Source organism: Paenibacillus glucanolyticus NBRC 15330 (genome assembly GCF_004000885.1).
GTDB lineage: Bacteria > Bacillota > Bacilli > Paenibacillales > Paenibacillaceae > Paenibacillus_AQ > Paenibacillus_AQ glucanolyticus.
In genome coordinates, this window is the sequence record NZ_BIMC01000006.1 from 260917 (window position 1) to 284706 (window position 23790).

Annotated in this window: 15 protein-coding genes and 1 riboswitch; of the genes, 13 read left to right on the forward strand and 2 right to left on the reverse strand. The window is 49.5% G+C overall.

Going from position 1 to position 23790, the window contains the following annotated elements:
* Positions 1–167: 167 nt before the first annotated feature.
* The 10 genes from PGL02S_RS12535 (at position 168) to PGL02S_RS12580 (ending at position 11791) form a co-directional block, all read left to right on the forward strand.
* On the forward strand, positions 168–554 hold the full coding sequence (locus PGL02S_RS12535; protein WP_036641151.1) for a hypothetical protein: 387 nt from the start codon (positions 168–170) through the stop codon (positions 552–554).
* A gap of 200 nt (positions 555–754) precedes the next feature.
* A riboswitch (FMN riboswitch) is annotated at positions 755–923 on the forward strand.
* A 142-nt stretch (positions 924–1065) separates the two neighbouring features.
* Complete coding sequence (locus PGL02S_RS12540) at positions 1066–2046, forward strand: DMT family transporter (protein WP_036641153.1); 981 nt, start codon at positions 1066–1068, stop codon at positions 2044–2046.
* A gap of 217 nt (positions 2047–2263) precedes the next feature.
* Positions 2264–2806, forward strand: coding sequence for an RNA polymerase sigma factor (locus PGL02S_RS12545; RefSeq protein ID WP_036641154.1), 543 nt, complete (start codon positions 2264–2266; stop codon positions 2804–2806).
* A gap of 62 nt (positions 2807–2868) precedes the next feature.
* Entirely contained in the window at positions 2869–3870 is a 1002-nt protein-coding gene (locus PGL02S_RS12550) for a hypothetical protein (protein ID WP_036641243.1), read from the forward strand.
* 537 nt (positions 3871–4407) lie between these two features.
* Complete coding sequence (locus PGL02S_RS12555; RefSeq protein WP_006208573.1) at positions 4408–5370, forward strand: ABC transporter permease; 963 nt, start codon at positions 4408–4410, stop codon at positions 5368–5370.
* A 14-nt stretch (positions 5371–5384) separates the two neighbouring features.
* A complete protein-coding gene (locus PGL02S_RS12560; RefSeq protein WP_006208574.1) occupies positions 5385–6257 on the forward strand; it encodes a carbohydrate ABC transporter permease in 873 nt (290 codons plus the stop codon).
* A 44-nt stretch (positions 6258–6301) separates the two neighbouring features.
* Positions 6302–7927, forward strand: a complete 1626-nt coding sequence (locus PGL02S_RS12565) for an ABC transporter substrate-binding protein (RefSeq protein WP_036641155.1) — start codon at positions 6302–6304, stop codon at positions 7925–7927.
* An 89-nt stretch (positions 7928–8016) separates the two neighbouring features.
* Positions 8017–8817, forward strand: a complete 801-nt coding sequence (locus PGL02S_RS12570; protein WP_036641156.1) for a Nif3-like dinuclear metal center hexameric protein — start codon at positions 8017–8019, stop codon at positions 8815–8817.
* Between the two features lie 124 nt (positions 8818–8941).
* Positions 8942–9616, forward strand: a complete 675-nt coding sequence (locus PGL02S_RS12575) for a GntR family transcriptional regulator (protein ID WP_006208577.1) — start codon at positions 8942–8944, stop codon at positions 9614–9616.
* 93 nt (positions 9617–9709) lie between these two features.
* A complete protein-coding gene (locus tag PGL02S_RS12580) occupies positions 9710–11791 on the forward strand; it encodes an alpha-glucuronidase family glycosyl hydrolase (protein ID WP_036641159.1) in 2082 nt (693 codons plus the stop codon).
* Between the two features lie 82 nt (positions 11792–11873).
* Here the strand turns inward: PGL02S_RS12580 and PGL02S_RS12585 are convergent, their stop codons facing one another.
* Entirely contained in the window at positions 11874–12647 is a 774-nt protein-coding gene (locus tag PGL02S_RS12585; RefSeq protein WP_036641162.1) for a sporulation protein, read from the reverse strand.
* A gap of 232 nt (positions 12648–12879) precedes the next feature.
* Between PGL02S_RS12585 and rlmD the strand changes: the two genes are divergently transcribed.
* Together rlmD and PGL02S_RS12595 are read left to right on the forward strand one after the other, a co-directional pair.
* Positions 12880–14472, forward strand: a complete 1593-nt coding sequence (rlmD, locus tag PGL02S_RS12590) for a 23S rRNA (uracil(1939)-C(5))-methyltransferase RlmD (RefSeq protein WP_036641165.1) — start codon at positions 12880–12882, stop codon at positions 14470–14472.
* Between the two features lie 680 nt (positions 14473–15152).
* Positions 15153–18653 carry an S-layer homology domain-containing protein gene (locus PGL02S_RS12595; protein ID WP_051449233.1) on the forward strand — a complete coding sequence of 1167 codons (3501 nt, stop codon included), beginning with the start codon at positions 15153–15155 and terminating at the stop codon, positions 18651–18653.
* A 111-nt stretch (positions 18654–18764) separates the two neighbouring features.
* On the opposite strand, the gene PGL02S_RS12600 is transcribed toward PGL02S_RS12595, so the two are convergent.
* Positions 18765–20744 carry a hypothetical protein gene (locus PGL02S_RS12600; RefSeq protein ID WP_148248046.1) on the reverse strand — a complete coding sequence of 660 codons (1980 nt, stop codon included), beginning with the start codon at positions 20742–20744 and terminating at the stop codon, positions 18765–18767.
* Between the two features lie 349 nt (positions 20745–21093).
* On the opposite strand from PGL02S_RS12600, the gene PGL02S_RS12605 reads away from it, so the two are divergent.
* Positions 21094–23790: X2-like carbohydrate binding domain-containing protein (locus PGL02S_RS12605; protein WP_218029247.1), on the forward strand; the 2697-nt coding region annotated here is incomplete at its 3' end.

Sequence of the window (23790 nt, forward strand, 5' to 3'; positions counted from 1 at the left end):
ATCAAGCACAGGAGCAGATCTATTACTGCTGTGAAATTATTGACGTTGTCCGTGTATTGAAGCGCGATCTTGTCCTGCGGTGAAGGTTAGCGCTGCCATGAATTAAACAGAAGCCCCAAGTCACCGATAATATCAGTGAATGAATAAGCTGATAAGGATGTGGCCATATGCGTATCGAATCCGACTATACGAGCTGGAATTCTGCCCGGCTGAAGATCGCAAAGCCGGGGCAGGAAGGGTTTGAAGAGATCTTTCAGAAGAACAAGAAAGAAGAAGAGAACAAAGGCAGGCTTGTGACGGTAAGGGAAGGCGGCTATTTGCGCCAATACATCGTTCAATCGAATGGGAGCAAGATATTGTTAAGCGAAACGAAGCAGTACAAGGATGAGGCTGCCGCCGATTCATCTCATCTCTTGGCGTCTTTGCCTCAAACAGGCGGAATGAGTCTGAATACGAAGGAGGCACTCCATCTGTTGAACCTTCAGGCAGGTGCAGCAGGGATTATAGCTGGAGCCGTATTCGAGACATCACGGGAAAATGGCAAAAAATCATAGTGGTAACTAATTGATACTTGCTGTATAATTCTCAGTAAGGATTAGTTGAATGTGAGATTTCTCATTGAATCCGGAGCGAAAATCATTTATTTTGAAAATAGATGTATTTACATGAAACCATTCATGTTATAATTTCAATATATCGACTAACCTCATAGGAATTATTGGTTAATTAATGCGTTACAAAATAAAACATGAATATGGATCTTCGGGGTAAGGTGAAATTCCTAACCGGCGGTGATGGTTCGTTCCTTAACGTGAACGAACCTCAGCCCGCGACTCGCTACGTTCTGGTATTTATATGAATGCAGCGACTGACTTGGTGCAAATCCAAGGCCGACGGTAAAGTCCGGATGGGAGAAGATCAAAGATGAGTTTGCTGTGGAACGGGATAGGAATATATCCGTTTCACAGTAGGCTTGTTTGATCAGCCCCCGTATACGTCGACACATGTCGTCTACGGGGGCTTTCTGCTAGCAAGACCTCCGTATTCAAGACAGGAGAGGGCAAGATGAGTAATGTTAATACCGGAGTCGAGGTTAAACCCTACGATTCCGACACACAGGCAAGCCGACGTTTTAAGGGAGGGTTTTGGCTCGTCGTTTTGGGAGCCGCCCTGTGGGGCGTTGATCCTCTATTCCGGGTTATTCTGCTGAAGAATCTGACTTCTGCTCAGATTGTGTTGCTTGAACACGTCATTATTTCGTTGATAGCTATTCCTGTATTATGGAAGAACCGCATGGAGTTAAAGGGGCTTGGATGGAATCATGTTGGTGCACTGCTGTTCATCTCTTGGGGTGGCTCGGCATTGGCTACCGTCTTGTTTACGATGGGACTGTCGAGCGGTAATCTGAATGCCGTCCTGCTTCTTCAGAAGCTGCAGCCGCTATTTGCCATTATACTGGCCAGCTTGCTGCTTAAGGAGAAGCTCCCCCGTCATTTCGGGATTTTACTCGTGATAGCTCTGGCAGGTACGTATTTGCTGACCTTCGGTTTAACCCTGCCCATCGGACATTGGAATGAATTTATTCAGGTAGGCAGCCTCTTGTCATTAGGCGCAGCAGCCTTGTGGGGCGGTTCAACGGTGATGGGACGCCTGATGGTAGGCAAGCTGAAGTACGAGACGGTAACCTCGCTGCGCTTTGTGCTGGCACTGCCCCTTCTGACCGTCATTACGTGGAGCGAGGGCGCTGCATGGAATATGCCGGCATGGGGTACAGGCGACTTTGCCCTGGTATCCTTGAATCTTATCGGTCAGGCGCTGCTGCCAGGTCTTCTGAGCTTGCTTGTGTATTATAAAGGACTGACCACGACCAAAGCCTCTGTAGCGACACTCGCTGAATTGAGTTTCCCTATGGTAGGCGTGCTCATCAACTGGATCGTATTCCAGCAGGTTGTAACAGGTCCGCAGCTCCTGGGCTTCCTGTTGATCTGGATCGTGCTGTTTATTATATCGAGACAACAATCCGAGGCTTCTCCTTCATTACAGTAATGGAGTAATTTCATATGTGCTTGCAGAAAAGCTGATCCGAAATGGATCGGCTTTTTTTGTCGTGACAAAGTTATTCCATTGGGTTGGTCGTCCTGTGAAAGGATCATTTTTTCGAAAGGTGTGTAGGGTTTTTAGAATTATAGGTGTCTTATATAGTAGCACCTGATCTATGGCGCTGGGTTCACCAAAAGAGATGACGATTAAGGGGGGAGGATTCATGGAGGATCGGACATTGTTGGATGGGCTTGCAAGGAAAGATCTGCGATGTTTTGAAACTTTGGTTGATCGCTATTCACGCTACATAGCCGCGGTGGTCGCTAAGGTGGCAGGTGGGCGGTTTAATTCCTACGATGTGGAGGAAATAGCCGGTGATGTGCTCATCAGGCTGTGGACAGACGGGCCCAGAATCATTCTGCGCGGGGATAGTCTCAGGCCTTATCTGGCCATAGCCGCACGTAATCATACCCTGAATGCATTGCGAAAAAGACAGCGTATCATTGAATCTGAATTGGAAGATGATGCAGTTTCTTGTCCCTCTGCCGAGGCACTGGCTATTCTGCGACAGGAGAAAGAAACGATAAGCGGCATGGTGCAGGGGATGGGCGAACCTGATCGCGAAATATTCATCCGCAGGTATTTCTATTTGGAGAAAATCCGCGACATTGCAAGCAGGCTGAATATGCAGGAGAAAGCCGTCACCGCGCGGATTCGCCGGGCAAGGGACAAACTGCGCATTCATTATGAAACCGAGAATCCGTAGGATTTCTATGAAGGATGGTGTCTATAGAAGTGAAGCTTCAAATCGATAACGAAAGGGGATGGATGCAAGTGAAGCGGCGAATTGTAGATATTATGGCCAATATCGACAATCAGAATCTGGATAATCTCCTCCTTACGGAGGATGAGGAACGCGAGTTGACGGAGCAGATCAGTATGGAACGGATCAAGAACCGAGCGATGAACCATATTCAAGAGGAGGAAACGATAGTGTTGAAAAACAGGAAAGTGAAAAAATATAAAGCCAGTATCGTTATCGCTGCCGCGATGATCATGATACTTAGCACGACCGCTTTTGCGAGCCAATACATGGATAGCTTGAAGCAGTTCTTCGGTCCATCCGCGTCCATTGCGGAAGATGAACGATCACCTATACAAGGGAAGGATACCGTGTCGGGGGTAAGCATGATTGTTGAAGAAGGCGTTTATGTCGGCAACAGCGGTTATTTGGTAGTCAGCTTCACGAAGGAGGATGGTAAGCCATTCCCCGTGGGTGCATCGATACCCGGACTTGAACTGAAAGCGGAACATGATGTGAGTTATATGGTGGCACAGCAGCTTGTGGACGATAACAAAAAGCTGGTCGGCGTATTTGAGATGGATGCGATGAATGACCTCGAAGGGTTAAAGGCACGGATCACAGCTGATCGAATCACGGCCGCGGACGCTACTCAAGCTGTTGATGGGCCATGGGATGTTCAATTTACTATTTCTGCCGGCAAGGAAAGAGAGTTGAATCTGAATCAGGCGATCCATGAAGGTGAGGAGGCACTGTCTCTCAGCACAATTCATGTTTCTTCCATCGGTGTGGCCATTGAAGGCAAGCGTACGGATGGTAAGCTGGATAAACTACCGGAATATACGCCGGAGGTTAAGGTGACTGCCGTGGACGGCTCCGTAACAATGCTTCATGCTAGTTCCACAAGTACTACAGAGAGCGGGTTTCAGTGGCTGTATAATCTGGACAGCAAGAATAACCTCGTTTTTCTGGGGGATCTGGATATTAAAAGCATCAGCATTGACGGCAATGTGACGGAGCTGAAGTAAATCAAATGGTGGCAGGGAAACCTCAAGGGGCAGAAGCGAGAACTTCTGCCCTTTATACATGATGAATACCTTGGTAGGAATGAAATCCGATAAACCGTGACGCAACAGGCCATAGCCTGAATCTGCTCACGGTTTTTTTTGAGGTTTAGAATCGGAAATTTATAAATGATAAAAAAAGGTGTTGAAATTGTAGAAAACGTCCATTACAATGAAACCAACTACCATACTAGTTATACTAGTATACAATCATTGACTCTCTACATAGGAGGAAGAACAGGCTGGTTTTCTTTTCCGGAAGGACATCCATGAGTTGGAGTCTATTTTTTAAATCAACAATGTAAGCGCTTAATATAAAAAGGGGGGATACAATGCACCGGGTGGATCATACCCAGGCTTGCCGAAGTTGAACGATGATAACGACAGTTTTGAAAGCGATTACTTATTTTGCTGTTGCATTGAAATGGATAAAGAATGATGGTCTTGTTCAGATTGAACAAGCATAAGGAAAGGCCTTACGGATTGGAGTGAATGACGTCAATGGAGCCAAAAGTCGCAAATCATCCCTTGCCAGCCGTGAAAGCGGCCAAGAAACCCAAGCTTAAGATCCTCGCGGCGCTGATCCGAAAGGATTGGCAGCTGTACTCCCTGTTGGTTCTGCCGATTGTATACCTGCTCATTTTCAAATACGGGCCGATGATCGGCAACATAATCGCCTTCCGACGATTTATGCCTGGAGGCAACATTTATGGAGAGAAATGGGTAGGACTGCATTATTTCAAAATGTTCATCCATGATCCCGCGTTCTGGAATGTGTTCACAAACACCTTGCTGCTTGGTGCGTTGTCTCTGCTCTTTACGTTTCCCGTTCCGATTATCTTCGCGCTGCTGCTGAATGAGGTAAAGAGCAAGCGATTCAAGAAGTTTGTCCAGACGGCATCCTATCTTCCGCATTTCCTGTCCATCGTCATCGTTGCCGGAATGATCCTGCAATTGACCTCAGTCAATGGCTCCATTAACTCTCTGGTGGAATTCTTCAATGGAGACAGAATCAATTTCATGCAGCGGGCCGAGTGGTTCCGAACGATCTATATCTCTTCGGAAATTTGGCAGGGCATGGGCTGGGGCGCGATTCTGTACCTGGCGGCATTAACAACGATTGATGAATCCCTGTACGAAGCGGCGAGAATCGACGGCGCCAACCGCTGGAAGCAAACGATGTTTGTCACGATTCCAGGCATTCTGCCAACGATTGTTACGCTGCTGATCCTCAATATGGGGGCATTCCTGGCAGTAGGTTTTGAGAAAATATTGCTGCTGTACAATCCGGTCATCTATGAGACGGCTGACGTGATCTCGACTTATCTGTACCGGGTCGGTCTCGTATCGAGCAACTTCAGTTACGCCACGGCGATCGGGCTGTTCGAATCCGTGATCGGGCTGATACTGGTATTCTCTGTGAATGCGATCTCTCGAAGACTCACGGATCGAAGCTTATGGTAAGGAGGGAGGCATACATGAAGGAGTCAAGATCCTATAAGGTGTTCAAAGTGTGCAATGCCATCATTCTGCTGTTTATCGTCTTTATCACGCTGTATCCCTTCCTGAACGTGGTCGCTCAGTCCTTCAGCAGCGAGTCGTACATCAACTCCGGGAAGGTCAACCTGATTCCCAGGGGCTTCAATATCGATACCTACAAAACCGTAACTAAAGACGCCATGTTCTGGACGAATTACAAAAACACCGTTGTGTACAGTGTGGTAGGTACCGCGATATCCATGTTCCTGACCACAATCTTTGCTTACGCCTTATCGAAGAAAAGACTGCTGGGCCGCAAGTTCCTGACGATGTTTGCGGTGTTCACAATGTTCTTCAACGGAGGCCTGATCCCGAACTATGTACTCATCAACAGCCTCGGGTTCGGCAACTCCATCTGGGCGATTGTGATTCCGGGAGCCATCAGCATCTACAACATGCTCATTATGAAATCGTTTTTTGAAAATATGCCGGAAGAGCTGGAGGAAGCCGCGGCCATTGACGGCCTGAATACGTATGGCATGCTGTTCCGAATTGTGCTGCCTTTAAGTAAAGCGGTTATCGCTACGATGGTGCTCTTCTATGCAGTCGGGCACTGGAATTCCTGGTTTCCAGCCTTTCTGTATCTGGATCAGAAGGAGCTCTTCCCGGTCACGATTTATTTACGCAACATGATTGCCGGTGCAACGGGTGTCACTTCAGCTGGTGCTACCTCTGCCGATAACCTGACGCAGATATCCGCTAACATCAAGTCGGTGACCATGGTGCTGACCATCCTGCCGATCTTGACGATTTACCCGTTTGTGCAGCGTTATTTTGTAACCGGCATCATGCTGGGATCTGTTAAGCAATAGGACATCTGAACGGCCATTATGGATACCTTAGGGGGAATGGAAAGATGAAAAAGAATCCTCGTTCGTTTTGGGGCAAAGCGTTCCTGTTATCGCTGATCGTTGTGGTATTGGCTGCATGTAATGACAAAACCGGCGGCAAAGAGGCCGAAGTACAGGATAAGGGCGCCATGGAAACCTACGCGGTAGGCGATGCATTCAAGGCAACGGAGCCGTTTGACCTGTCGATCCTCTACAGCGATCAGCCTGCCTACCCGTACAAGCAGGACTGGATGCTTTTTGCTAAACTAAAAGAAATGACAAACGTGACGCTGAAGCCAACCATTGTGCCAATGAGCGATTACAGCCAGAAGCGCAGTCTGTTGATCAGCTCCGGAGACGCGCCGCTGGTCATTCCGAAGACTTACCCGGGGGAAGAATCGGCGTTCGTGGCTTCCGGGGCGATTCTTCCGATCAGCGACTATATTGACCTAATGCCAAACTTCAAGGACAAGGTCGAGAAATGGGATATGGATAGCGAACTGGAGGGACTCCGTCAGGAGGACAAAAAATATTACGTGCTCCCGGGCCTGCATGAAGCGGTATGGCCGGACTATACACTGATTGTCCGCAAGGATATTTTCGAGAAGCATGGCATTGCCATCCCGACGACCTGGGATGAGCTGTATACGGCCATGAAACAGCTTAAGCAGGAATATCCGGATGTAACGCCGTTCTCCGACCGCTTTAAATTCAACAGCACGCTGAACATCGCGGCAACGGGCTTTGGCACGAAAGCCGGATGGGGCTTCGGCAGCGGACTGACTTATCTGGAAGACAAGGATGAGTTTGTTTATACGGCAACCACGGAAGAGTATAAGGAAATGCTGACCTACTTCCATAAGCTGGTGGCTGAAGGCTTGCTGGACAAAGAGAGTTTTACCCAGGATGACGATCAGGCCGTGCAGAAATTTGTCTCCGGCAAGTCCTTCATCATTAACGGCAATTCCCAGACCGTCGTTCAGCACCGTAACGACATGGACAAAACGCTGGGTGAAGGCAAGTATGCGATTAGCAAAATCACGGTTCCCGGCGGTCCCGCAGGCCAGCTGATGTCCGGCAGCCGTCTTGAGAACGGGGTCATGATCTCTTCTAAAGTGAAAGAGAGCGAGCATTTTAAAGCGATCCTGCAGTTTATCGATTGGCTCTATTACAGCGACGAAGGACAGGAATTCGCGAAGTGGGGCGTTGAAGGCGTAACGTATACCAAAGAAGGCGGCGTTCGCAAGCTGATGGACGACATTAACTACAACGGACTGAATCCGAAAGGCACAAAGGATCTGCGGATTGAGAACGGCTTCTCCGGAGGGGTGTTCGCTTATGGCGGTACAACCGAGCTGCTGCAATCCATGTTCAGCGAGGAAGAACAGCAATTCCAGAAGAGCATGAGCGAGACCAAAACTGTGGTGAAGCCGGAGCCGCCAATCCCTTACTCGGTTGAAGAACGCGAGCGAGTGACGCTGCTCAGCACGCCGCTCAAGGATTACACGGATCAAAACACGCTGAAGTTTATTCTGGGCGACCGTGATCTCGCCGATTACGACAAGTTCGTGGCAGAGCTGGATAGCCAGGGTGTGGGGCAATACCTGGAAATTGCGAATAAAACGTATAAAACCTATAAAGAGCAGAAATAACCAACGGATCACAGGCTGCCGTTTCGTCATGGAAAGGGCGGCCTGTTTTCATTCGGCGGGCTGCGATGATCCAAGGAGGTTGTTGTAGATTGAGTATTACCGTTCAGGATGTTATCAACCGGTTAACTGGTTCGACGGAACCCCATGCACCCACGGTGGACAGGGTCGTTGCAGGAAGCGAGGCCGCCGTTGTCCACGGAATTGCCGTTACCTTTGCCGCATCGCATTCAGTTATCCAGAGAACGCTTCAGGCGGGAGCGAATCTGCTGATTACGCATGAGGGGGTGTTCTACACCCATCATGGGGCCGAGTATGAAGGAATGACGGAAAGCCCCGTTTATCAGGATAAACTCCGCTTGATCCAATCTGGGAAGCTGACGATCTATCGCTTTCACGATGCGCCTCACCGGTACGTTCCTGATATGATTACGCAGGGGCTTGTCAGGGCGCTGGGCTATGGAGACGATGTCGTCAAGTTTCTTCCGACGGCTGCCATCGTCACTTTGCCGGAAGCGATGAGTGTCCAGGATATAGCGGAGAACGTAAAAAAAAAGCTGGGCATTCCTTACCTGCGATATACCGGAAATGAGAGCAGTGTATGCAGCAGGATCGGCATAGCCGTGGGTTATAGGGGAGGCGGATCGCATGCGATCCCGCTCTGCCTGAATGAGCAGCTGGATCTGCTCATCACGGGTGAAGGGCCGGAATGGGAAACACCTGAATACATCGGCGATGCAGCGGCCCAGGGCCGGTCTCTGTCCCTGCTTCTGCTGGGCCATGCTGCCAGCGAGGAGCCGGGTATGGAATGCGTGGCAGGACTGCTGCGCGACCTTTTTCCGGATATTCCCATACATTTTATACCGTCCGAGCCGTTAATTCAGGTAATATAGAGGAGGAATATCTTAACAGCAACAGTGATCGGAAGAAATAATCCGCATGAGTTGCGTTGCTAACTGCCGATGATAATAGCGAAGTATAGAGAACATAGAGCGTAGGAGAAAGAGGTAACGATATATGTCAACAGAGCAAAAGATTAAAGGCTCTACCCGTGAGTATTCTTATCATCTATTGAAGGATCGGATACTGCATCTGGAGCTGGAGCCGGGTACGAAAATCTCGGAAAAAGAAATTGCGGACGAATTGAATGTCAGCAGAACGCCGGTCCGGGAAGCGTTTATGAAGCTTGCTGAAGAGGAACTGCTGGACATCATTCCGCAAAGCGGGACGATCGTATCCCGTATTAATCTCAGGCATGTTGAGGAAGGCCGATTCATCAGGGAGAAGATCGAGAAGGAGATCGTGGCGCTTGCCTGCGATTTTTTTCCCGAACAGTTCCGTTTCCGGCTGGAGACAAATATTGCGCTCCAGGATGTATGCGCGGGCAACCATAATTTTTATAAGCTGTTTGAGCTGGACGAAGAGTTCCACCAAATTCTGTTTGAGGGTGTGCAAAAAGAACGGACCTGGAAGATGCTGCAGCAGCTGAACATTCATTTCAACCGTCTGCGACTCCTTCGGCTGTCCAAGGATTCCAACTGGGAGAATATCATCTCCCAGCATAAAGAAATGTATCAGTTGATTGTCAATAAAAAAGCGGAGCAGGCCATGAAAGTGATGGAGAGTCATCTGCGCCTTGTCGTTGTGGAGCAGGATATTTTGCGCGAGAAATATCCGCATTATTTTATATGATATCCGATCCGAACGTAAACGACGGGTTGCTCTAAAAGAGCATGATGACCGTGTCCACCTGCCGCTTACATATGGAGGGAGATGGCTTAAGTCATGGAGATCACGGAGTTACAGCTTCCATATTCGGCTGCTGACCGCGGCTGGCTGCGATACGAGCCAAGGGATTCTCTACAGGGACTGCCTGGATGGTCCAGGATTTTCGTCTCTGAATGGTCGGATACGGTAGAAGCCGCGGTTCGCGAATTGCGATACGGCATTCGCGAGATGAGCGGACAATCACCTGAGATCGTTGTTGGAGGAGAAAGCTTGGCTCAAGGTGCGTTTATCAGATGCGCTACGGTTAGGGAATCTTTGCCGAATGAACTTCATTCGGACTTGCTTCAGCAGGATTTGAACGAGGAGGGCTATCTTCTCAAGCATGTCGCTGATAAGGAGAACGGTGGCTGCCTTTACATAGTCGGCAGGACGGACAAGGGGATCCTGTACGGGACTTTCCATCTGTTAAGACTGCTGCAAATGGAGGTGCCCGCGGAGCGGATCGATCTCATGGAGAATCCACGGAATCCGCTTCGGATGATGAACCATTGGGACAACATGGATGGCTCGATTGAACGGGGATATGCAGGCAGGTCGATCTTCTTCAAGGATCAGCGCTTGATAGAGGATGATGGGCGAATTCGGGACTATGCCAGGCTTATGGCTTCTATCGGAATCAATGGCATTTCCATCAATAACGTCAACGTACATGAAGCGGAGACACGGCTGATTACTGCCGAGTATTTGCCTCAAGTCGCCAGAGTCGCCGGGATCTTTAGCGCGCATGGAATACGGTTGTTCCTGAGTATCAATTATGCAAGCCCGATGCAGCTCGGAGGACTTGCGACGGCCGATCCGCTGGACTCTGGCGTCCGTCAATGGTGGAAGGAAAAAGCGGAGGAAATCTATCGCTATATCCCGGATTTCGGCGGCTTTGTTGTTAAAGCTGATTCCGAGCACCGTCCCGGTCCGTTTACATATAACCGGACGCATGCGGATGGTTCGAACATGCTGGCAGAGGCATTGGCTCCATACGGGGGCGTTGTCATCTGGCGATGTTTCGTATATAACTGCATGCAGGACTGGAGGGACCGGGCGACGGACCGGGCGCGCGCGGCGTACGATCATTTTAAGCCGCTGGATGGACAATTCAGGGACAACGTCATTTTGCAGATCAAGAACGGCCCGATGGATTTTCAGGTGAGAGAAGCGGTATCTCCTCTGCTGGGCGCCATGCCGCAGACCAATCAGATGCTGGAATTCCAGATCACGCAAGAATATACGGGACAGCAAAAACATCTGTGCTACCTCGTTCCCCAGTGGAAGGACGTGCTGGATTTCGACACGTATGCCCGGGGAGAAGGCTCCACGATCCAGAGGGTGGCATCGGGTGAGCTGTATGATTACAAGCACTGCGGAATCACCGCAGTCATCAATGTAGGCGATGATGAGAACTGGACTGGACATACACTTGCACAGGCCAATCTGTATGGTTACGGGCGGCTGGCCTGGAATCCGGATTTGTCCGAGGCCGAGATTACGGAGGAATGGATCAAGCAGACCTTCGGCACCCATGCTGCCGTAGTGGAACAACTGACAACCATGCTTGCGGAGTCCTGGCGCATTTATGAGAATTATACATCTCCGCTGGGTGTAGGCTGGATGGTCAATCCGGGGCATCATTATGGGCCGAACGTGGACGGTTATGAGTATTCGGTGTGGGGTACGTACCATTTTGCCGATTGTCATGGCATGGGAGTAAACCGGACGGTGAAGGACGGAACAGGCTACACGGGGCAATATTTCGCGGAAAATGCCGAGCGCTACGAATCACTTGATTCGTGCCCGGATGAGCTGCTGCTCTTTTTCCACCATGTTCCTTACACGCACCGGCTTCATTCCGGCAAAACCGTGATACAGCACATCTATGATTCGCATTTTGAAGGAGCGGATGGGGTGGAGGCACTGATAGAGCGTTGGCGTCTGCTGGAAGGGCTTGTTGATCCGAAGCGTCATGAGGCTGTGATGGGGCGGCTTCGCCATCAGGCGGAACATTCGAAAGAGTGGCGGGATATCATCAATACGTATTTTTACCGGAAATCCGGCATTGGCGATGAGCTGAAACGGACGATTTATTAATATGAAGCGAGTACAATGAAAAAAATTGACCCGCAGGATGGACACTTGGCTTGAAGTGATCCAGCTTGCGGGTCATTTCTAATTAAATCGATCGCCGAATGATCCGGTCGATAAGCTCTGCCACATGGGAAGGACCTTGCTCAAGCTCCTGCTCATCCAGCGTCAGCCAGGAATGCTGCTCATCCATATCAAGAGAGCGCTGGAGCCAGCCGGATACCCCTCGGCCTCTGCGGTCAACCTCGACCAGGACCGAGATGCCGTCCTGCTCCGGGTACAGGATCAATTCAAGCTCTTTGATATGACCGGCATACCGGGAGCCTGGATAAAATTCAATTTCTTGCACGAAAGGCACGCCCCGGCCAAGGCGAGGGTGATATTCGCATGTCGCCATTTTGAAGCTGAAGCCAAGATCCTCTACGGCATCAAACACGATGGAAGCAGCCGGGTTCGGTTCAACCTCGATAAAATCACGGTCCTTGGGATCGATGGCATTATCGATATCGAGTCCGGTATGGATCCATACCGGCTGTCTGGAGATGGTGAGCGGCGTTTCCGGCGGGAGAGGGAAGGAGAACGGGATTTCCTGATGATCTCCGGGCTTCAATGTGATACGGCTTGAGACGTTAACTTTTGCAATGGTATAGGACTCTATGTATTTCTTGTCGTCGCTTTCCTTGGTATATTCCGTCATCAGTTTCAAGTAAATGCGGTCCACCGTCTGCTCGACGCTGCCTCCCTTAATGTGAATGACCCCGCGTACTTCCTCACCGGGATAATAGGAGGATTTCTCGAGGTGTGTATCGATCTGGGCTGCTCCAATACCTACACTGGCTAGCATTTTGTTAAAAAACGACATAAAAGATACCCCCATAATAGAATGTATGATAATGGGATTATACGTTGAAGTTTCGCTCATGGTTTCCAAATTGGAAAAAAATATTTTTTGCGCTACACCGAGGGGCGAGGCGACCCCGCCGATGACGAAGAGCACAGCTGTAATCCGGGAATATGGATGATTGCTTGTTAGCATTCACAGGATCGGCATGGTATATTGGACACGATACCATTAAGGATGGAGAAATCAAGGCATGAGTGAGCAGAAACGTTCCGGACAAGGAACCCAAAACAACCATAAATCAACAGCATACGGGAAGAAGCCGGGTGAGAGGGCTGCAGCGAATCAAGCTGGGGCCAAGCCGGCTTTTAAGCAGGGATATGGGAAGAATCGGGATCAGTCATCGTATTCGAAGGCGAAACCCTCTCATAAATATAAGCAAGAGGTCCGGGGACCGCGGCCTTCAGCCGGGCGGGAGCACGCGGATGAGCTGCAGGCTGGCGATGTCATTGTTGTTACCATCAAGCGGCTTGGGATTAACGGCGAAGGTGTCGGTTATTACCGCCGCAAGGCGGTGTTTATCGACGGCGCGATCACTAACGAAGTGGTCAAAGCCGAGGTGAAAGAGGTACAGCCTAAATTTATCAAGGCCCAGCTGGTGGAAGTGGAGAAGCGTTCGCGTTTCCGGATCGAACCTCCCTGCCCGGTATTCGGCATCTGCGGCGGATGCCAGATTCAGCATATCTCCTATGAGGGCCAGCTGCAGGCCAAGACGGATATCGTGCGCGAGGCGTTCAGCCGGTATGCGGGACGGGAGGCTGTTAAGTTTAAGCCGATTCTCGGCATGGAGCACCCATGGGATTACCGGAACAAAGCGCAGCTGCAGCTGAAACGGAAAGGCCATGAGGTGATCGCGGGACTCTATGAAGCGGACAGCCATACGATTGTGGACATCAGCGGATGCCCGATTCAGCATCCGAAGGTAAACGAAGCGGTGGAGAAGGTTAAATCCGTACTGGAAGAATTGCGGATTCCGCTTCACAAGGAGAATGGAAACAAGGACGGCGTACGGACCATCGTGGTTCGTCATGGATTCCAGTCCGGGGAATTGCAGGTGACACTGGTCACGGCCGGCGGCAAGCTGCCACGGCAGGATGATCTCGTCCGCATGCTGCGCCTATCCATTCCGGAGGTTAGCGGAATTTCACTCAACATCAATCCGAAGAAAACCTCGCTTATCTTCGGTGACCGGACGATCTCGCTATGGGGCGCAGAGAGCATGCAGGAATCGCTGAGCGATCTGCAATTCTCGCTATCGCCGAGAGCGTTCTTCCAGCTGAATCCGCAGCAGACGGTCAAGCTGTACGAGTCGGTCCGGGCGGCAGCGGGACTGACGGGAAAAGAGACCGTCATTGACGCATACTGCGGAACCGGCACGATCGGGCTCTGGCTGGCGCCCTATGCCAAGGAAGTACGCGGGATCGAGACGATCCCCGAAGCGGTGGAGGATGCCAAGGCGAATGCGCAGCGAAACGGACGGGTTAACGCCAGCTTCCACGTCGGTCAGGCCGAGGAGCTGCTGCCGCGCTGGGTCAAGGAGGGCATGAAGCCGGACGTTATTATAGCCGACCCGCCGCGTACCGGCCTGGACTCGCGTTTCCTGGAGACGGTGCTTCGCACCAAGCCGAAGCGGTTTGTGTACGTATCCTGCAACCCTTCAACTTTGGCAAAAGATTGCAAGGTCCTTCTGGACGGCGGATATGAGCTCGAATGGGTGCAGCCGGTGGACATGTTCCCGCAGACAAGCCATGTGGAGTGTGTTGTGTTGCTGAAGAGGGAGGATTAGGATTATGATAGAGATTCTGCAATGTTTCCAATAAATCAGCTCTCCTTTAACGTTAAAAGTAAGATTAGACACTTAACAAAATCAACTATTTTCATCCGTCTTAACATAGTTTATCTTGCAATCGAAACTATTAGACACAAAAAGGAGGCGCAGTCCTGCTACCTCTCTGTGTTTACAGTCAAATCTTATAACATTCCGTCTGCTAACCGCATTTGGCCTCTCTCATGAGAGTCCAAATGCGGTTGCAATCACTTTTCGATCGGTATATCGATAGAGAGACGGATTATGCGAATTGGGAAGCAATGCTTGAAGCGACGAACAGAGAGTATGCCGGGCAAGAGAAAAAATAGAATGTAAAGTTTCAAAGCTAGCAGTAAATAAAATCCTGTCCGCGATAAGCGGACAGGATTTTTTGGAGATGTGATCTTTAAGCTACTTAATGTGTTCAAACATCCACGTTGCAAATCTGCTGATATCCGATCATTCTTCCATTTCTACTTTTTTCAACAGGCTCGTGTAAAAATCAACTTCTTTTGTGCCAAGTTAGTGGATTTCATGAGACAAAATTGCGATGAAAGTGAGACGGCATTCACCAGAAAGGTCCATTAGAATCATAATGACACGTTGCTTTTATTTGTCATGCCGTGCTTTATGTTCAGCAATTGAAAGGAGAAAGAAGAATGCGTAAATCAGGAAATAAAGTTATGGTTCTGATCTTGGTCTTTTCCATCATGATGTTCAGCGTTCCATATGGGAATCCGTCGGCAGCGGCAGAAATGGGGAACAATGGTCAATCGTCTATGCCATCAGATCCTGCCTCACCAATCAAAGCAACTCAGATCGCAGGAGGAGACGACCATTCACTGGCGGTGAAATCAGATGGAACGGTCGTCGGATGGGGCGATAATGGTTTTGGACAAACGAATGTGCCCACGGAATTGAATGGTGTCAAGGCCATCGCAGCAGGAGATAACTTTTCGTTGGCACTGAAATCAGATGGATCGGTCGTCGGATGGGGCTATAATTATTTTGGACAAACGAATGTGCCAACGGGATTGAGTGGTTTAGAGGCCATCGCAGCAGGATGGGGCCATTCATTGGGACTGAAATCGGATGGTACAGTCGTCGGATGGGGCTATAATGGTTATGGACAAGTGGATGTGCCAATCGAAAAATTGAGTGGGGGTGTCAAAGCCATCGCAGCAGGATACCACCATTCGCTGGCGCTAAAATCAGATGGTACGGTCGTCGGATGGGGCTGGGATTATTATGGACAATCGAATGTACCAGGGGAATTGACTGATATCAAGGCAATCGCCGCAGGAATCGATCATTCGTTGGCGCTGAAGTCAGATGGTACGGTCGTCGCGTGGGGCACAGATAATGGTGGGCAAACGATTGTACCAAACGGGTTGAGTGATGTCGTGGCCATCGCAGCAGGATACAGGCATTCGCTGGCGCTGAAATCAGATGGCACGGTCGTCGCGTGGGGCTCTAATAATGATGGACAAAGGAATGTGCCAAAGGATTTGAGCGATGTCGTGGCCATCACAGCAGGAATCGATCATTCGTTGGCGCTGAAGTCAGATGGCACGGTCGTCGCGTGGGGCTATAATTATTATGGACAATCGAATGTGCCCGGTAATGACAACCTGAAGGGGCTATCTCTGCAGGAAGGTTCATTCGACACTCCGTTCTCACCATCCACTCTATCTTATACGTCCTATATTGACCCAGAGCTATCAAGCATTCATGTAACGGCGACATTAGAAGACGTTGCTAATGGAGCGTTATATGTCAACAATCAGCTGGTACCAAGCGGAAGCACAGCGACGGTTGATATCTCGGGAGATTCAACAGTCATCCCGATTCGGGTTGAGCCCTACTTGAAACCCGGCAAAACTTACACAATTACCGTCTTGAAGGATTCCACACCTCCCGACATTCAATTCGAACCCAACGGCAATACGTTACCGGCTTTAACAGCGGAAAGTAAAGTAACCGTGACAGACACGGTGAGCAATGTCGATGATACTTCGCTGCAATATGCCTGGACACAAAGCAGTGCGGTTCCTAGTGAAGGCTGGAAGAATTTCGTGAGTGGGGATACGCTGGAGCAAACAAGCGGTGACGACAATTGGTATTTACACATTCATGCGGCAGATCGGCTAGGAAACGTTGCCGAAGTGGTCTCGAATGCTTTTGTTCTCGATAACACACCGCCGACGGTTACCCTGTCAAGCACGGCAAGCGGTACGGTTAATGCTTCCTTTCCCATTACGATGACCTTCAGCGAACCTGTAACCGGTTTTACCGCAGAGGGCATCCATGTAAGCAATGCTGCAATTACCAACTTGGCCACCGTTGATTCGAAGACATACACGGCTGCGGTTACGCCGATGGCGAACGGCCAGATGGTGACCGTGCAAGTGGCGGCGGACGAGGCCATGGATGCAACCGGACATAAGAATGAAGCGTCCGAAGTCTTGAGCTTCATGTACGATACGACCAAGCCTGTCATTACCTTCGGATTTACGGATAACCAAATTTTCCCTACCCCACCGCTTACCATCGAATTGTCAGTCAGCGAAGCAGTCTACCGGATGACAGACGGGGGAGAAGTAGAGGACACGGATATACAAACGCTTGTGCACCTTGAAAAGGATGGGCAACCGTTCACAGACTTCGCAGGCAGCTACGACAAAGCGTCTCATACATTTGCGCTAACGTTTAACCATTCACTTGAGAATGGTCTATACCATGTGATGGTGGAAGGAGATGTATTGCAAAATGCGAGCCGCAACACACTGGATGCAGCAAGTGCAAGCTTTACGGTTGCTGTACCTGTTGTGACCGGTATTTCTGCCAATCCAACCAGCCTTACCCACACCGGGGGAAGTACGACCGTCTCCATTACAGGTTCACATCTTACGGGTCAGATTTTAAAAATGTACGTTGACGGGGTAGAAGCTGCAACAGCGATTGTCGGCAGTGACAGCAGTGCCGAAGCCGCTATTACATTACCGAAAAACACGACTTACCAAACGAAGAACTATAGCTTAACCGTGTATTTAAACGGTGAGGAGGTGCGAGAAAGCTCGGTTTCGGTCTCTGTGGCAGGATCAACTCCGCCAACACCGTCCATACCCACATCACCGATAACACCCTCAACGCCCTCAACATCCTCTACACCGACAACCATACCCATACCACGACCTCAAAATGAAATCGATCCAAGCAAAGGAGGGACGATTACCATTCGAGGTGTTGAATTAACATTTCCTGTCGGTGTATTTAGGAGTGTTTTTACAGTAAACATAGAGGACGTCTCAAATTTAAAAGAAGAATGGCGACCAAAAGACAATAAAATCATCAGCAGGACTTATGAGATCACAAAGAACTTAGCTGGAAACTTTGACAAACCTGTGACCCTTACCTTGCCTTTTGATGTAGGACAGATGGATCAGGATGACTACACGGTCGCCGTCTATTGGTTAAATGAAGCAACAGGAGAATGGATTCCGTTAGACCATATCAAGGCTGACTGGAATACGGGCAAAGTTAGCGGCAGTACCAGCCACTTTGCGAAATTTGCCGTACTCGCAACCCAAAAACCTAAAGAACAAGAACAACCAACCATAAAACCGACTGATATTGCCGGACACTGGGCAGAGACAAACATTAAACAAGCGATAAACGATGGTATCGTCACTGGCTATACGGACGGAACATTCAAGCCGAATCGCATGGTGACGCGTGCTGAATTTGCGGTCATGCTGATGAACGCATTGAAGCTGCAGGGAAATGGAGCTAATCTGACGTTTACGGATTCGGCGCAGATCGGTTCATGGGCACGGAAAGCAGTCGCACAAACGGTAGAAGCGGGGATTATAATAGGGAAAGAGGACGGTACTTTCCGTCCCAATGCTGCAATTACACGCTCTGAGATGGCAGCGATGATCGCAAGAGCGCTCAACCTGGCAGTCGAAACAACGAATGCCGCAACCAGCTTCGCGGATGACAAGGACATACCGGCATGGGCAACAGGTGCCGTGACAGCATTGAAGAACATGGGCGTCATCGATGGTAAAGGCGGAAACAAATTTGATCCTCAAAATCAAACATCCAGAGCAGAAGCAGTGACCGTTCTGTTAAAAATGATGGCACAAATGAGCAAGTAATCCATCGGACGGCGACGGGATCTGAAGAAGTTGTCCGAGGAAGCTAAGGTAATAAGGTAATCCCCAAAGAAGGAAAGCCCGAATCAACAAGGGCTTTCCTTGTTTTTGCGGTTACGTCGCACCCTTTATCATGTCTATAAGGTTTTGAATCGCCGTTCTTCGCGCCCGGTAGTAGGTGGCACGACTTATGAACAACTGCTCAGCCGCCATTTCCGCAGTGATCAGCGGAGCTTCTGCGAGAATCTTCAGTAATGCCTGATCTCTCTTGGTCAGTGGAAAAGGGGGATGATTAGAAAAAACACTTTGAAGTTTATGCTGCAATTCGGGTCCGCTGCACGATAACTTGCGTGCCAGATCCGATTGTTCGAGAGCAGTAGGATTGTCCATCAATGTCAGTGCCGCTATCATCTCTTTTTCCGTAAACTCATAAGACGTACCCGCTTTTTCCCCACCTAAAGGAATTTTAACCAGGTCCAGGATATGATCGCCAACCTCGGACCCGCGCAAATCACGTGTATGAATGAGTGCGCCATAGAGGGGGTGTTCCCTCGTTCTGCCTGGAAGGGGCCTCGATTGGAAACCGAGATTTCCAAGCATTTCGTTGGTCTGCTCATAAGTGGTGAGGATGACGTGACGAAGACCCGCCGTATAGTGAATAATCGAGTCAGAAACGATCGTACCGACCAATTCATGAAAAGTATAATCGCTTTTGCGAGTGGAAACGCCTGTGAGTAACTGATAATAGGTATCCGCCTGCTCAATGGGCAAATGCCGCATATATTTGATTTCTTTTGGAAAAACGTCGTCTAACACGCCCGGTATAAAGTGATCCAGTAATGAAATGGTTTCTTTATAAAGCAGGACGCCTGCAGTAAATGTCAACGGAACCTCTTCTGCAGAGCGGAACACATGAATGCTCTCCGGAAATTGCTCAGCCAGGGCGTTTAGAAGGGCGTGATCGATCTCTGAAGAGATGGAGTACGCGATATCCTCCGTTATGATTTGATGCAACTGGGGCAGATCCGGGGTGCGAAATGGCTGCATTTCCATGAGCTCCATATTGGCAGAAATGATCGAGATGGAATTCAGATGAAAAATATCCCGGCAAGTCGATAGCATAACGGAAGCAATCCGCTTTTTTTCTTGTCCACCCGCTTGTTTGAGTTCTTTCGTCAATCCCTCCATAATCTTTATTCTTAGTTCCTGAAAACGCAGAGGTTCACGTTGCAAAAGGTCCTCGATTAAAAAGGTTCGCGCTACATCGTGCAGTGCCAGACCCCCCGCTGTCGGACGGATAAAGGAGTACCCAGTGAGCCGCTCAAGATCCATCATGGATAAGGGAGTTCCGAGTAGCCAGCCCAGCCACTTCGGATCCGCATACGGTAAAATACATAGCAATTCCAGTACCTCTTTCAATTCGGAGGAGGTGACTTCACGCAGCATTTCGGCGCTGACCCGCATGGAAATGGGCATAACTGAAGCGGCTGATTCCGGCCTTGGGAATAACAGATGCTCAGCAAATAGCGCCATAGCGAGAGGTAATCCTTGTGAATCGCCGATGAGTTGCTCCACCTCACTTTCTATTGCCAATCCTCTTTGAGAAAAGTAGTTCCGCGCCTCTCCTCCCGTGAGGGGACCAAGCTTGATATGCCTAATTCTATTCTGCCATGCCAGGTCCATCTGCCAATAGAATGACAGGTCTTGTCTGGATGCCAGAACGACAAGCAGCCCGCTCGCGGACAGCCCTGGAAGGAACGCTTCCCTGAACCAGCCCTCTATTTTGTGAATGTACTCATAGTTATCGATACACAGAAGCAATTTCCCGCGAGCCATCTCGGCGATGATATCCTGAATGGATTTGTGGTGTGAAGCTGTCACAAGCGGATGATGAACGAGAAAGGCTTTTAACGATTCTAGGAATCCGGCTGGCGTGTCCATGCAAACCCTACCATCCAGCCATATCGAGTTTACTCCTTCTCGTTGCGCCATGTTCAGAAATTGAAGCATAAGCGCAGACTTACCAATTCCGCCCATGCCAGAAATAAATAGCACCTCGGCGGGGGCATCCTGCTGAACTAACCAATTTTTCATGAAGCGGAGTTCTTTATCCCTTCCTACGAACAGACGAGTCCGCTCCACAGAAAGTGCTTCCCCAAGTTTCCCCATAATGTTTCTCCAATTCTAAAGTGACATAAAGTAAATGCAAGTACGCAAAAAGTCCTAATTTATAAAGTTTAAAACTTCGAGAGTATTTGGCGGAAATCCTCTTTTAATTTGCAATATCCGTGAGTCATTTGAGACAAAATTGATATGAACTTGAGACCCTGTAACCCAAATAATCTCTTATAGTGATACATGAAGTGTTAATTGCAAGGGAGGAATTCTCTATAACAAGCCGTCACACTGCAGAATAATTGAAAAGATGGGAGTGATATATGTCGTGTTATCGATTAGACGGAGTCGGATTCTGAAGATTGTCTTAATCATTCTTCTGATTGCAGCATTTTTTGCGGCACCCGAGTCGACTTCGGCAGATACGAGTTTGAAAAACGTGGAAACAGGTCGTTTGCCTTATTCAGTCGCGGTGAATCCGGTAACGAACAAAATTTATGTAGTCAATAAACTCAGCCACAACATGACGATCATTGACGGAGCGACCAATAAGTCGAAGACTATAGAGGTAGGCAAAAATCCTGAAAAAGTCTCGGTGAACCCGGTGACGAACAAAATCTATGTCACCCTTGGCGAACAGAAAGTAGCTGTCATTGACGGAGAGAGCGACACGGTGACGACAAAGGTAGCAGTAGGGTCCTCTCCTACTTCAGTCGAAGTGAACACGGTGACGAACAAAATTTATGTCGTTAATGTTAATAGCAACACCGTGACGATCATTGACGGCATGAGCAACGAAACGACAGAGGTAAAGGTAGGAAATAAACCTGTTGCAGTCGCGGTAAACTCAGTGACGAACAAAGCCTATGTCGCCAATCAAGTAGACGACACCGTGACTGTCATTGAAGGCTCGACCTACAAGAAGACATTAGTGACGGACGTCCGTCCTTCTAGAGTCTCGGTGAACCCGGTGACGAACAAAATCTACGTCAACAATATTTACAGCAGTACTGTGTCGGTCATTGACGGGGCGAGCGACACGATCATGTCATCGGAAAAGGTAGGGAGTGCTCCTTGGGGGGGCGCGGTGAATCCGGTGACGAACAAAATCTATGTCGCCAATACGAGCAGCAATAACGTGACGATCATTGACGGAGCGACCGACAAGGCAATGACTACGGTAGGGGCAGGATACCGTCCTGAGGCCGTGGCGGTGAACCCGGTGACGAACAAGATCTATGTCGCCAATGAAGACGATAAAGTGACGGTCATTGACGGGGAGAGCGACACGGCAATGACGACGATAGCAGCGGGAGATTTTCCTGTTGCGGTCGCGGTGAACCCGGTGACGAATAAAATCTATGTCGCTAATCAAATGAGCGACACTGTGACGGTCATTGACGGTGCGAGCTACACACCGACGACGGTAGAGGCGGAAGACGGTCCTATTTCCGTCGCGGTGAATCCGGTGACGAACAAAATTTATGTCGCCAATATTCGCAGCCACAGCGTGACGGTCATTGACGGTGCGAGCAACGAGACGACGACTTTAGCAGTGGGAGTTAATCCTACTGCCGTCGCGGTGAATACAGTAACGAACAAAATCTATGTCACCAATTCTGACAGCAACACTATAACTGTCATTGATGGGGTGAGCAACGAGACGACAACGATAGCAACAGGAATTTATCCAGCGAAAGTCGTGGTGAACCCAGTAACAAACAAAATCTATGTTGCCAATAGTGGTAGCAACAGCGTGACGGTCATTGATGGTGCGAGCAACGAGACGACAACGGTAGATGCAGGAGCCGGTCCTTCTGCAATCGATGTGAATCCAGTAACGAACAAAATCTATGTCAGTAATACGGAAAGCCACAATGTGACGGTTATTAACGGTACAAACAACGAGACGACGACAGTAGCAACAGGATATGGGCCAGGGGCAATCGCGGTGAATCCGGTGACGAACAAAATCTATGTGACCAGTGATAAGATCTACTACGTAACTGTCATAGATGGCGCGAGCAACGAGACGACAACGGTAGCAACGGGAAACGTTACTAATGCCGTCGCGGTGAATCCGGTAACGAACAAAATCTATGTCACCAATAATTTCATCGGCAATGTGACTGTCATTGACGGTGAGAACAACGGGACGACGACAGTAGCAGTGGGATATGGGCCAAGGGCCGTCGCGGTGAATCCGGTGACGAACAAAATTTATGTCGCCAATATTGTCAACGATACCATGAGCATCATTGACGGTGAGAGCAACACGTCTACGGCCGTACTGGCGGGAAAAGGACCTGTGGGGGTGGCGGTGAATCCAGTGACGAACAAAGTCTATGTCGCCAATATTGACAGTAACAATGTGAGTACGTTTGACTTTGCCGGGCGTACAACGAATCCATTGACTGTTGCGATTTCACCATTGTCCGGTAACATTGCTTACGGTCCGGATACGACGTTTACTTTCGAAGTGTCTAATACCTACAGCCCCTATTCCCCGGAGGTACAAGGCGTATACTTCCAGCTCGATCATACGGAAGGTGCTTGGGTGAAGGCGAGTCCGTCCGGAGGTAACTGGACTGGAACGTTGACCTCGCTGCCATACGGACAGCATGTACTTTATGTTTTAGCCCTTGAGGCTCAGGGAAATGGCGTTTCGGCTGGAATAGCCGATGCCTACGCTTTTAACGTGTTGCCAGAGAACATGATCAGTCCGGCGATCGCGAGCTTTGACAAATATGCCGAAGCCGCATCCTATACGGATGTGACGACAACATGGACGCTATATGGCAATACGCTGAGCAGCATTACGTCTGGAACGGAGACTTTGGTGCCGGGAACGGACTATACCGTTTCAGGCGGGAACACAGTGACGATCAAGAAGGAGTACCTTGCTGCGCAGTCAGTGGGTACAGTGAACCTGACGTTTACATTCAGCACGGGAGCGGCGCAGACTCTATCGATAACCGTAAGTGATTCGACCCCGCCAGGGACTCCAACGGGATTGACTGCAAGA